Here is a 12099-nt window from a genome sequence, read left to right as displayed (position 1 = left end):
GGCCCCATCATTTACAAGAACAAGCACAATAACTGGCGCTCGCAATGGTTTCTCGACACCGAGCTGCCCGACGGATCGGTGAGCAAGGTGATCCTGCGCGGCTACCGTAACCCTGGTTACTTCGCGACCGACACCGCCGGCGTCCGCAAGTTGCTGGCCGAGGAAGCCGCGGTTCATGACCGCCGGGCTGATCAGCGACTACATCGGTGCGGCAGCGCTGCTGGACGACATTCCGAAGGCGCAATGGCTGCTGGGTGACCGCGGCTACGACGTCGACTGGTTCAGATTCCACGTCCGGCGCATTGAGGCGGACGCACCGGTCGTGGTGTCACTGCATCGGACGCCAGCTCGGGCGAAATGTGGCGGGGGCAATGGGTCGGCTCGCCGGCCAATGGAATCTCCTCGCGCTCGACACGCCGGGCTTTGGCGGGTCATAGACTGTGCGCCCGCATCGTTCAGGTCGCACGATAGCGGTCTGCAAGCTGTGGCGACTGGGCGTGGAACGCCGCAAGGTCGGCGTTGAACACCGCGCCGAGCAGGGCAGCCTGCTCACGCCCGGGGCGCAGACGACCTCGCCGAGTGTCAAGCCGCGCAAGCTGGCGGTGACGACATCCTCGGCGGACATGCGGGGGGTCGCGCTGAGGTCCATGCCCTGCCGTTCGTGGAACTCGGTCGCGACAATGCCGGGACAGAGCGTCTGAACCTGAAGCCCGACTTCCTTCAGTTCCTCGGACAGCGCCACCAGATGCGCCAGTACGCTGACGTAGGTGGCCCGGCCGAGCGCTCGTCCGAGCGGCGCGGGCGCGCCGAACGCCAGCATGCCCGCTACGTTGATGATCGTCCCTCTGGCTCGGGCGATCATCCCGGGCACGGCCGCGCGCGCCAGCATGGTCGGCGCGACCACCTTCACGTGGAGCAGTTCGCTCGCCATGTCGGTGGGAAGCTCGGCAAATGACATTTAATGTGCGACGCCGGCATTGTTGACCAGCAGCGTCAGCGGCTCGCGCGCGCACAGGCCGGCGACTGGGGTGACGCCGGCGTGGGTGCCGAGATCGGCTGTCACAGGGCGGATTGAAACGTCGGGGAACTCGGCCGCGAGCTCGGCAAGCCGATCTTCACGGCGAGCCACGACGATCAGCTCATATCTCTCGCGCGCCAGGCGACGGGCGAACGCGCGGCCTATGGCGGAGGGGGCTCCGGTGATGAGCGCAAGCTTCGGTGACGCACATTGTGTCGGCTGTGCAGGTGAGGCGGCGGTGATGTTCGTGGGCGGTTCTTTGACGAGATCAAGGGGAGGGGCCAGTGAAGCACGCGGCGGATCGCTTCAACCGGTGGCGCTGTGCGCCTCCGTGCTTCCCGGGGTCGGCGACGGGTGGCCGCACGACGTCGCCGATACCCCGTCCGACGAGATATCTGCGCCTCCACCATCAGAGACGCCATAGAACCAGCTTCGCTGACCGCCATCTACACCCACCCGCGCACAGGTTTCCTAATACCAAGTCTCTGAGGTCATGACGCATGAGCTCAGCGGCGCAGGCCGAGGGCCATGGTGCGCCAGGGCTGGTCGATCAACTTGTTCCAGGCATGGCAGCAATGGTCGAGGATGTCGGCGTAGGAGCCGAACACGGTTTGAGAGCCAGTTGTCGCGCATGAACTGCCAGACGTTCTCGACGGGGTTGAGCTCGGGCGAGCGCGGCGGCAGCGGCATGAGGGCGATGTTGTCGGGCACGACGAGGTTGCGCGCGCCATGCCAGCCGGCCTGGTCAAGCAGCAGCACGGCGTGAGCGCCGGAGGCCACCGCTGTAGAGATCTCGGCGAGGTGGAGCGTCATGCCCTCAGTGTTGCAGCGGGGCAGGACGAGTGCCGCCCCCTTGCCCTCGGCGGGGTAGATCGCACCGTAGATGTAGGCGGACGCGGTGCGCTGATCTTACGCCGCCGCCGGCCGCGTGCCGCGTCTCGCCCATCGCCGCGCGATGCCGTTCTTCTGGCCGACGCGTGCCTCGTCCTGCCACCACAGCTCTACGGCCGTGCCGTAGGGCAGCCGCGCGCGGATCGCCGCCAGCTTGGCTGGGAAGTCTTTTAAAAAACGGGGATGATGTCTGCATCCTGAGCTTGGTGGCGCGGCCGTGCCGACAGCTTGCGGTAGCCGAGCGCGCGCAGCTCGCGGCTCAGCGTCTGCTTGCTGATCGACAGCGCGAACTCATCCCACACCCACTGTGCCAGGTCGATCAGGCGCCAGCGCACCACGCCATGCACCGCCGGGATCGGACCTGCCTCGACCATCTCCGCCAAGGCACGGCGCTGGTCGGCGCTGAGCATCGGGCGGCAGCCCGGCGGCTTGCGGTCGATGAGCCCGGACGGACCCTCGGCGTTGAACCGCACCACCCAGTCCCGCACGATCTGAAGCGTGACACCGCCGACCCGCGCCGCCTCGCTGCGGCTCTCGCGCTCGTAGATCGCCGCAAGCGCCAGCAGCCCGTACCTGCTTCGCATCGCGGCTCGTCCGAGCCAGCTTGCGCAACGCCGCCCCGTCATAGTCCGACCGCAACTGCACCGCCGCCGCCACCGCGAACCTCCCTCAGCCCGCGATCTTGAACCATACCGGCCGCGGCTTAGGAATCTCCGCTGTGAGTCAGCACCTCAAGAGACTTGGTACGATCCTATGATGCTCGCGCAAATCGACCCCTCGTGTGACGCTCCAGCGGCTCATTGACGAGCACCGTGAGGACCTTGCGGCGCTGTCGCGCCTGCTGGGCCGTAGCGAGGCCTACATTCAGCAGTAATCAAGCTTGGCTCGCCCAAGCATCTGCGCGAAGAAGACCGGCGGCTGCTCGCCTCGTATTCGGCGTGAAGGAGTCGCTACTGGGCGGTCCACGGGACTGGGAGAAGCCGACGCTGCAGCAGGTGCCGGTCCTCGATGACTATGCGTCGGCCGGCTGGGGAGCCGCCGATTTCGGCGGCCCTGCGACCGAGCAGGTCAGCACTGCGAGGCGGGTGAGGTCGCCCGACACCGTGCCGACGATCCCGAGCGTCGAGAAGGCAGAGCCCGCCGCGTAAGCCGCATCGCCGAATGTCGCGAGGCTGGGGCGGAAGCTCGTGCGGTCGGCCCAGAACAGCATCCCAAACCCGAGGATGAGCAGCGCCGCCCAAACCACGAGCGTGAGCACCAGGATCAGCGGCGCGAGGCTGGCGCGGACTGTCTGGCGGAGATGATGCCCGCGGATGCGGCCGGCCATCGCCTGCCAACCGGCGAACAGCGCGCTGCCCAGCACCGGCCCGACTCGGAGCAACCGCGTGTTGGCGCGCGGCACGAGCAGCGAGCGGAAGATGTCGGCCGCTACCACGGCGATGACGAGGGCGCCGGCCGCGCCGATCAGACGATCCACCATGACGGACACTATGCGCGATCTCCGGCGACGCAGGTAGTCGGTGGATTCGGGCCCGGCGGCGGCCTGATCCTAGCCGCCGTCCCGCCGCGGCAGCGTCGCGAACGCCGTTAGCCCCGCCGCCACCGCCAGACAGGCTGCCAGCAGGGCGGCGGCGTGGAAGGCGCCGGCGAGCTCGGTCCCATGCTCGACCATGACCGCGCTCGCCAGCGCGGTGGCGACGAGGCCACCGGTTCGAGCGATCGCGCTGTTGAAGCCCGAGGCAGTGCCGGTGTGGCGGTCGTCAACCGACGACAGCACGGTAGTGGTGAGCGGCGCCACCGCGCCCGCCATGCCCAGCGCGATCACCGCGATCCCCGGCAGCACGCCGGTCCAGTAGCCCGCCTGCGGGTCCGCCCGCGTCAGCAGCGCGAAGCCGAGCCCGGTGATGATCGGCCCCAGTGTCAGCGGCCAGCGCGCGCCGACGAGCGCGGTCAACCGGCCGGTCAGCCGCGAGGCCGTGCCGATCACGATCGAGAAGGGTAGCAGCGCAAAACCCGCCTGCGCCGGGCTGTACCCGCCGCCTACGATCAGCAGGTAAGGCAGCAGCACGAGCAGGCCACCGAGCGCGCCGTACAGCAGGAAGGTGAGCAGCGTTAGCCCGACGAACGATCGCGAGGCGAAAAGCGCAAGCGGCATCATCGCCCGGCCCTCGAGCCGCCGCTCGTGCAGCACGAACGCCACGAGCAGGACCACGCCGCCGCCCAGCCCCAGCCAGGTGTTCACGGACGCCTGATGGCGGCTCGACCACAGCGTGAGCGCCCACCTTCGTGTTCAAGCGACCGCACCGCCGTACGTTAATAATGCTTCCGCTCGGCGCTTATCCTCACCACAAAGCAAAATGTACGAGCGTCCGCTTCCTGGAAGTGCTCAGGCGCGGCTGAGCGTCGATTTATAGATCGAGTAGCGAGTCACTCTCGAAGCAACGTCGCGCGGCCGCCTGCGGTGACACTCAGCATATCAGCGTCCAGGCCGAAGCGTCGAACCAGCGACGCCGTCAAGGGCTGGCCGCGCCGGCGAACCTCGTCCGTGATCTTCCGACGCCACCACGCGACAGGGCTTTCGCGTTCCGAGTGGTTCGTGCCGGTGCCGATCAGATAGGCGTCGACTGTGTCGAGCAGGGCCAACGCAACCCCGTGTCGGGCAGCGGCTTGCAGCCATTCGTGATGCGAGCCGAGCGCGGCATGTGGGTCCGAACGGATCAAGTCTTCCGCCTCCGGCATGACACGCGCGACCGTGCTCGATCCACACAGCTGATGAAACTGCTCATCGAAGCCGCCGCCGATCGGGAACGGCAGGGTGCGGCCACTCTGGTAGTCGATCGCATGTCCTGCGGAGATGACGGCGCCGAAAGTCTCGGGGCCGATCGCTGCGCGGGCGCAGCGCACCAGATCGCTGGCGACCCAATTGTCGGCGTCCAGGTACATCAACAGGCCGCCGCCCTCGTCCCGGACCTGTTGCTTGATCAGCCACTTCTTGCGCCCGCCGTCGTCGTTCGCACCCGTGGGCGGCTCCGGAACCCAATCCGCCGGCAGGAAAGTGAAACGGGGGTCACCGATTACTGCCAGCCACACTTCGGGCACGTCGTGAGCGGCGAGCAGGACACGCACGTCGCTGTCACTCTGCGCCAAGACGGAGCGAAGGGTGAGGCCGAGCAGATGCTCCACGATCGGCCAGTCGCCGGCCACGGCACGCGCGATCAGTGGAATGCCAAAGAAGAAGGGCTCCTTCATGAGGACATGGCACCGACCCCGGCGACGTGCTTTCCGTAAAGAGCACAGCAGCGGTCGTGCGCCGCGCGGATCGCCTCGTCGGTGAGCATCTCGTCGAGCGCCGCCTCCAGCGCGGGGAGGTGGCGCTGAATGCTGACGTCCTCCTCTTCATTGCGATCGAAGTTGGCCCAACTGCCGGAGCGGTCCCAACGGTCGAGACCCAGTCCGCCACCGCGCCGGTGCTTGACCAGGTAGTCCTCCCAAGAGCGGGTGTTGTAGTGGTTCACCTGCGCCAGCGCCCACGTTACCTGACCCGGCTCGCTTTGCAGAAACCCCTCGGACCGCACATAGCGCTCAGGTAGCGGCCTGCCGCCACCGTCGACGGGTTGTAGCTGATCGGCCCGCTCAACGCGGGCATAGCCGGGACCGTGCGGCAGCAACGGGCAGTGATAGGCGTCCGGCAGCCGGAACAGTGTCTTGTACGACCAGTTGACGCCGTTCTGCCGCTCGGCAGCGCAGGTGAAGCGCCGCAGGACCGGCTCGGGCGACCAACGCTTGTGTCCGGATGAGCCGAAAATGCGCCAGTTGATGAGGAAAGCGGTCGCTTCCGGCACCGCGGCGAGCAGGTCGGCGACGCCGCCGTCGCCGACATGGATGTTGAGGAACTCGTCGGCGTCGAGCACCATCAGGACACCCGGCCAATCACTCGATAGCAGCGCCTCCGCCTGCTTGTAGGCATACAGCTGCGCCTTACCGTCCGCCTGACTTTGACAGCGAAGGTGACGGAGCAATCCAAGTTCGGTGAGGACGTCGAGAAGCTCCGGCGAACCGTCGGCGCAATCGTTGGTGCACACCACGATCTCGCCGAAGCCGATCAGCCGATGATAGGCGACCCACTCGAGAATGTAAGGGCCCTCGTTGCACATCGTCGCGACCAGCACCTTTCTCATGATGTAGACGATCTCACGAGTGCTGCTCCTCAGGCATGACGATAACTGTTGTTTGCTAGCTTTAGCGTCAAGCGGGAACGCGAAACCTGGATGAGGGGCTGGTTCCAGGCCAGGGATCGGGCCTGCTGAACGGCCGCAAGATGGGTCGGCGCCCGCAACGGAGCCACCGGGCAGTACGCGCTAACAGCAGCAGCGTTTAAACTTTTCTCCTGAGCCGCAGGAGCAAGGTTCATTCCTGCCGACCTTCGGCGATCGTGCGCTCGGGACCATCGAGGATGTTTGCCATGACGCGATCGTCAAGCATGAAGCCGTGAGACGCTGGTTGAGATAGCAGTAGGCGCATGATCGTGCAGCGCTCAGCAGCGAGAGCCGGTTGTAACGAGCCATAACGGCATCGGCGAATCACTGGACGTCAGCGGGATCATCGAGAGACGCGTGGCCGTGTCCTCGGAACCCCAGACGGTCGCAGCCACTCGCCCGGCATGATGAGCTCCGGGCTGACGAGCAGGCGGGTGAGGAAGCCGTCCAATTCTGTGAGCAGCATCGGCTTGTCGAGTGGAAGGTCCGCGAGTGCGTCGTCGAGGACGGTGAACGGATCGTCGAGCACCATCCACGGCCTCTCGGGCGAAGGGCCGGAGCCACGCCGATCCGCGAGGCGCCGCCTGTGGTATACTCGTAGAACGGCCGTCAGTCGCCCGCCGCGGCCTGCGCAAGCGTTGCCTCCTTGATGTTGCCCTCGCCCGGCGGCGCCTTCAGGATCACGCGGTTTGCGGCAAGATCGGTGAGCTGCCGGCCCTTGGCGAGCAACATGCAGCCTTGGCTGCGCGCCGCATCGACGCCGGTGTAGAAGACGAGATACTCGCCGTCGCCAGTTACCAGGACGGTCGGGTCCTCGCGGCCGCCGGCATCGTCGGCGGTGGCGAAGCTGTCCGGCGTGATCGCGAGCTCGGGATCGATCGCGAAGACGAGCCCGTCTCGGCTCGTGCCGGTGGCGATGACGCCGGTGGGATCGGCGGGCCCGAGCGGATCGGGCACGCCGCGGATCATGATGCGCCAGGTGTCGCCCTCCTTCCAAACGAAGGGGCTCATCAGGTCCATGCCGGCGAGCGGCGAGCCGTCGCTTATCGTCACGACGTCGATCTGCTCGACCGCGTACGTCGCCATCGTTAGGCGCCCTGCGCGACGGTGAGCGACAGCGCGCCGTCGATCGTCACCGTCGTGCCGGTGATGTAGTCCGCCGCCGGCGAGAGCAGGAAGTCGACCAGCGCCGCCACCTCCTCGGGCCTGCCGGCGCGGCCCTAGGGGGATCGCCGCCTCCCTGGTCTTGAGCTCGGCCGGGTTGTCGAGCGCGGACTGGTTCATGGGCGTTAGGATCATGCCGGGCGCGACGCCGTTCACCGCGATGCCCTTGGGCGCGAGTTCGAGCGCCAGCGTGGCGGTCAGCTGGGAGAGACCGCCCTTGGCGGAGTCGTAGTCCACGCCACCCGGCCGTGGAGCGCGCTCGTGGATCGAGGAAATGTTGACGATGCGGGCCTTCATCCCCTTGCCTTCGAGCGCGCGAACCATCCGGCGATAGGTGAGGAAAAGATCAGTCAGGTCCGAGCGGACGACGCGCTCGAACTGCGCCAGCTCCAGGTCGACGGGGTTGACGCCCGTCATGTTGAGCCAAGCCGAGTTGACCAGCAGCGTCACGGTCCCGAACGTCGCCTCGGCGTGCGCGAACAGCGCGTCCACCCGCTTCGTCGCCTTCGTCGGCCCGGACGAAGGCGACCTTGTCAGCTCCGCCCGCCGCGCCGATCCCCGACTCCCCACTCCGTGACGATCGCGAAGGCATCCTCGAACGTGGCTCAGCTCCCTTGCTGGCTCGGCTGTAAGGCAGAGCGCCAGGAGCGATGGTGAAAGTCTTATAAGATCGTATTGGACAATTCGGATGTCGGTTCGCGCTGAATGGGCGGACGCTTTCGGCGAGCGACTGAGTATCTTTAGAATGTCGTTTTCTGGATCTTGAGCGCTTTCAATCCCCATGGAGAGCCGCCTCGACCCTGCGATCCGGGATCAACCACCATGCGGCAACGGCAGCATAGCAGATATAGGCCAGGATAGGCGCGACGAACGCCAGCGCGATCGCCGCGGCGTAGATCACGACCGAGGCGTTGCCCTTTACATCGCGACGGATCGCCGCGCGAAGCGGGGAGCTGGTCCCTTGAGTGCGGACGATCGCCGCCTGCATGATCCGCCAGCTCACCGCGCACAGCAGCAGCACCGCGCCGTAGGCCGCAACCGGCACGGCCGCGCCGCCATGCTCGTCCATCCAGGCGGTGGCGAACGGGATCAGCGACAGCCAGAATAGCAGGTTGAGGTTCGCCCACATGATCGCGCCGCCGACATGTGGCACAAGCCGGAAGAAGTGATGATGGTTGTTCCAGTAGATGGCGACGTAGACGAAGCTCAGCGCGAAGCTGAGGAAGGTCGGGCCGAGCTCGCGCAGGCTGGTCAGGTCAGCCCCGTGAGGCGGCTTCAGTTCCAGCACCATGATCGTGATGATGACCGCGACCACGCCGTCGGTGAGCGCGATCAGTCGTTCGGAGCCGATGTGGGGGAGCATGGGTTGTCTCCGTATCAGTAGGGCGGGGCGCGGCGCTCGCGCTGCGCGCAGGCAGCTTCCGTCCACCAAGCGAGATCGTCGGCAAAGCGCGGGAAGGCGCCGATGAGGGCGGCGCCGCCGTCGCCTGCCGGCTCTCCGGTCGCATCGAAGGCGTGGCCGATCGCACCCACCGCGATCGTGCTCGACACCACCACCATGCCCATCTCGGACAGGATGCCGTGCCAGGCGAGCCCGGCGCGCGCGCCGGCGAAGCGACCGGCCGAGTAGCTGACGATCGCTGCGGGTCGCCAGTACCACTCCTCGAGGTAGTGGTCGGTGAGGTTCTTGAGGCCGGGCTGCACGCCCCAATTATATTCGCCCGTCACGAACACGAAGGCGTCGGCCGTCCTGATCTTCTCCGCGAGCGCCTCCATCGCGGGCGGCGCCTCGCCCTTGGGATGCTCCTTGTACATGCGATCGAGCATGGAAAGATCGAGCACCTTGGCGTCGATCAGCTCGGCCGACGCGCCACGCTCGGCGAAGGCGCGGACCAGCCACTCGGCAAGGCGGATGCCCTGCCGGTCGGAGCGGTAGGAGCCGTAGAAGATCAGAACCCGGTCGCCCATCGCGACACCTCCCTGTGATGCCTGAGTGTCATGCGAAAGCACGGGGCGGGCAACCGCCCCGCGCTTCGTCGTGGGTCAGTCTTCGATGAAGGCCAGCAGGTCGGCGTTGATCCGCTCGGCGTTGGTGACCGGCATGCCATGGGGGAAGCCGGGATAGGAGATGAGCCTGGCGCCCTTCACGATCTCGGCAGAAATCTTGCCGGTGGTGGCGAACGGCACGACCTGATCGTCCTCGCCGTGCAGCACCAGCGTCGGCACGTCGATTGCCTTCAGATCGTCGGTGAAGTCGGTTTCGGAGAAGGCCTTGATGCCGAGCGTGTGGGCGAGCGCGCTACCCGTCATGCCCTGCCGCCACCAGTTGAGGCGCACTGCTTCCTTCACCTCGGCCCCCTCGCGGTTGTAGCCGAAGAAGGGGAGGGTGAAGTCGTAGAAGAATTGCGAGCGGTTGGTGGCGGTCTGCTCGCGCACCATGTCGAACACGTCCATCGGCACGCCGTCCGGATTGGTGGCAGTCTTGACCATGATCGGCGCGACCGCGCTCACCAGTACCGCCTTCTTGACTCGGCCGGGCTTGGCGCGGGCGACATAGCGGGCGACCTCGCCACCGCCGGTCGAGTGGCCGACGTGGACCACATCCTTAAGGTCGAGCGCGTCGGTCAGCGCGATCACGTCGGCGACGTAGGTGTCCATGTCATGGCCGCCGGCCGACTGCGTGGAGCGCCCATGGCCGCGGCGATCATGCGCGACGACGCGGTAGCCCTTCTGAACGAAGAACATCATCTGCGCGTCCCAGTCGTCCGAGCTGAGCGGCCAGCCGTGATGGAACATGACGACGGGCGCGTCCTTGCTGCCCCAGTCCTTGTAGAAGATCTCGGTCGAGTCGGCGGTGGTGATGAACGGCATGGCAGGTCTCCTTGGAGCTAGGAGGTGTACGCGGTACGAAAGGGTGGATCAGGCGGCGTCGACGAGGACGATCTCGGCATCCTCGATCGCGGTGACGCGCAGCACCGCCTCGTCGGCGATGGCGGCGCCGTCGCGGGCCTCCAGGCGGGTACCGTTGACCTCGACCGTGCCGATCGCCGGCACAAGGTAGCCGTGACGATCAGCGCCGAGCGGGTACTCGGCTGTCTCGCCAGCCTTCAGCGTGGCGGCGACGATGCGGGCGTCGGTGCGGATCGGCAGCGCGTCGTCATCGTTGGCAAAGCCGCTCGCTAGCGTCACGAACTGCCCTGAGCGCTCTCCCTTGGGAAAGGGCTTGGCACCCCATGACGGCGCCTCACCGCGCGTCTTGGGCTCGATCCAGATCTGGAAGATGCGGGTGGTGCCCGGCTCCTTGTTGTACTCCGAGTGGCGGACGCCCGATCCCGCGCTCATCACCTGCACGTCGCCGGCTTCGGTGCGACCGATATTGCCCAGGCTGTCCTGATGCGTGATGGCACCCTCGCGGACGTAGGTGACGATCTCCATGTCGTTGTGCGGATGCGGGGGGAAGCCGGTGCCAGGGGCGATCGTGTCGTCGTTCCAGACGCGGATGCCGCCCCAGCCCATCCGAGCCGGATCGTAGTAGCTCGCGAATGAGAAGTGATGCTTGGCATCGAGCCATCCGTGGTTAGCGCCACCGAGGCTGCTGAGGGGACGACGGTCGATCATGGTTCGGTCTCCTGGGGAGCCTTGCTGCTCCGATGACATGAATGTGCGTCACGATCGGGCTTGACGAAACGGCAAGCTTGGCATCTCATCCTTGCCGGAAATGGTGAAACGTCTTCCCGACCTCGAAGCCTGGGCGATCTTCGCCAAGGTCGCCGAGTATGCCTCCTTTTCGCGCGCCGCCCGCGACATGGGCATGTCCGATCCCACCGTCTCGAAGGCGATCGCGCGACTGGAGGCGCGCCTCGGCCTGACGCTGATCGCGCGCACGTCGCGGCGCATCGCGCTGACCGACGCCGGGCGAGCCGCGCTGGAGCGGGCTTCGCGTATCCTGAGCGAGGGCGAGGCGGTCGAGGACGAGGCTGGCGAGCAATCCAAGGTGCCCCGCGGCCGCGTGCGGATCAGCGCACCACTATCGTTCGGGATCGCCTATCTCGGCGCGACGCTGCCGGCCTTTCTCAAGGCTTATCCCGAGATCGTCGTCGATTTCGCGCTCAGCGACCGCAAGGTCGATCTGGTGGCGGAGGGGTTCGACCTGGCGCTTAGGATCGCGAGCCTGAATGACTCCTCGCTGCTGTCGCGCCGGCTCTGCACGGTCCGGCTGCTGCTGGTGGGTTCTCCCGAGTATCTCGACCGCCATGGGATGCCCACGCATCCGGCCGAGCTGAGCCGTCATTGCGCACTGGCCTATACCGGCGGTGCATCCAGGATGTGGCGCTTCACGCATCCGACGTTCGGCGACGAGACGATCGAGCCGCTGGTGCGCGTGTGGACCGACAATGCCGATCTGCTGAACCCGGCGCTCGTGGCGGGACAGGGGCTTGCGATCCAACCCGAGTTCCTGGTCTGGCGTGAACTGCGCGACCGTAAGCTGGCGGTCGCGATGCCGGAATGGACGGTGACGCCGTTGGGGCTTCACCTCGTCATGCCCCCAAGCCCGCTGCGACCGCTCCGGGTTCAGGTCCTCGTCGATCACCTCGCGCGCGAGTTGGCGAGTGCGCCGTGGGGCTGCGGCTGACGCGATGCCGTTTGATGCACATGAACAGACGAAGTCGGTGCGGCTGAGCATCCTGCCACCCGCGCCATCGACTTTAAAATCGCTCCGAAGCGGCCGGTCGGCGGCGTCCGACGCCACAGACCAGGGCGCGCCTGTCC

General features: G+C 66.7%; 12 protein-coding genes and 4 pseudogenes. 2 read left to right on the top strand and 14 right to left on the bottom strand.

Annotation, left to right across the window (positions count from 1 at the left end; all coding sequences use genetic code 11):
* Positions 1–172: 172 nt before the first annotated feature.
* A pseudogene (locus tag ACOFKX_RS00810) lies at positions 173–286 on the top strand (IS5/IS1182 family transposase); the annotation flags it as partial.
* Positions 287–328: 42 nt separating this feature from the next.
* Here ACOFKX_RS00810 and ACOFKX_RS00805 read toward each other — a convergent pair.
* The 14 genes and pseudogenes from ACOFKX_RS00805 to ACOFKX_RS00740 form a co-directional block, all read right to left on the bottom strand.
* A pseudogene (locus ACOFKX_RS00805) lies at positions 329–1204 on the bottom strand (SDR family NAD(P)-dependent oxidoreductase).
* 320 nt (positions 1205–1524) lie between these two features.
* A pseudogene (locus ACOFKX_RS00800) lies at positions 1525–2566 on the bottom strand (IS630 family transposase).
* 355 nt (positions 2567–2921) lie between these two features.
* Entirely contained in the window at positions 2922–3389 is a 468-nt protein-coding gene (locus tag ACOFKX_RS00795; protein WP_419825196.1) for a hypothetical protein, read from the bottom strand.
* A gap of 69 nt (positions 3390–3458) precedes the next feature.
* Positions 3459–4151 carry an MFS transporter gene (locus ACOFKX_RS00790; protein WP_419825194.1) on the bottom strand — a complete coding sequence of 231 codons (693 nt, stop codon included), beginning with the start codon at positions 4149–4151 and terminating at the stop codon, positions 3459–3461.
* A gap of 185 nt (positions 4152–4336) precedes the next feature.
* Positions 4337–5158 (bottom strand): hypothetical protein, encoded by an 822-nt coding sequence (locus tag ACOFKX_RS00785; protein WP_419825193.1) that lies wholly within the window; start codon positions 5156–5158, stop codon positions 4337–4339.
* Positions 5155–6087 (bottom strand): glycosyltransferase family 2 protein, encoded by a 933-nt coding sequence (locus ACOFKX_RS00780; RefSeq protein ID WP_419825191.1) that lies wholly within the window; start codon positions 6085–6087, stop codon positions 5155–5157. The genes ACOFKX_RS00785 and ACOFKX_RS00780 overlap by 4 nt, the downstream gene beginning before the upstream one ends.
* A 180-nt stretch (positions 6088–6267) precedes the next feature.
* Complete coding sequence (locus ACOFKX_RS00775; protein ID WP_419825268.1) at positions 6268–6357, bottom strand: SEC-C metal-binding domain-containing protein; 90 nt, start codon at positions 6355–6357, stop codon at positions 6268–6270.
* A 151-nt stretch (positions 6358–6508) separates the two neighbouring features.
* Entirely contained in the window at positions 6509–6697 is a 189-nt protein-coding gene (locus tag ACOFKX_RS00770; protein ID WP_419825190.1) for a UPF0149 family protein, read from the bottom strand.
* Positions 6698–7253: 556 nt separating this feature from the next.
* A complete protein-coding gene (locus ACOFKX_RS00765; protein WP_419825267.1) occupies positions 7254–7361 on the bottom strand; it encodes a hypothetical protein in 108 nt (35 codons plus the stop codon).
* Between the two features lie 85 nt (positions 7362–7446).
* Positions 7447–8112, bottom strand: a pseudogene (locus ACOFKX_RS00760) (SDR family NAD(P)-dependent oxidoreductase); the annotation flags it as partial.
* Positions 8102–8692, bottom strand: coding sequence for a TMEM175 family protein (locus ACOFKX_RS00755; RefSeq protein WP_419825189.1), 591 nt, complete (start codon positions 8690–8692; stop codon positions 8102–8104). The gene ACOFKX_RS00755 and the pseudogene ACOFKX_RS00760, both read right to left, overlap by 11 nt.
* Before the next feature lie 14 nt (positions 8693–8706).
* Entirely contained in the window at positions 8707–9297 is a 591-nt protein-coding gene (locus ACOFKX_RS00750) for an NADPH-dependent FMN reductase (RefSeq protein WP_419825188.1), read from the bottom strand.
* A 75-nt stretch (positions 9298–9372) separates the two neighbouring features.
* Positions 9373–10200: an alpha/beta fold hydrolase gene (locus tag ACOFKX_RS00745; RefSeq protein WP_419825187.1), complete on the bottom strand. Its 828-nt coding sequence runs from the start codon at positions 10198–10200 to the stop codon at positions 9373–9375.
* A gap of 48 nt (positions 10201–10248) precedes the next feature.
* Complete coding sequence (locus ACOFKX_RS00740) at positions 10249–10947, bottom strand: pirin family protein (RefSeq protein WP_419825186.1); 699 nt, start codon at positions 10945–10947, stop codon at positions 10249–10251.
* A 100-nt stretch (positions 10948–11047) separates the two neighbouring features.
* On the opposite strand from ACOFKX_RS00740, the gene ACOFKX_RS00735 reads away from it, so the two are divergent.
* Positions 11048–11962: a LysR substrate-binding domain-containing protein gene (locus ACOFKX_RS00735; RefSeq protein ID WP_419825185.1), complete on the top strand. Its 915-nt coding sequence runs from the start codon at positions 11048–11050 to the stop codon at positions 11960–11962.
* The last annotated feature ends 137 nt before the right edge of the window (positions 11963–12099 follow it).

The sequence above is a fragment of the Sphingomonas sp. genome (assembly GCF_965200105.1).
Lineage (GTDB): Bacteria > Pseudomonadota > Alphaproteobacteria > Sphingomonadales > Sphingomonadaceae > Solisphingomonas.
This window is presented reverse-complemented; position numbering and strand designations above follow the sequence as displayed.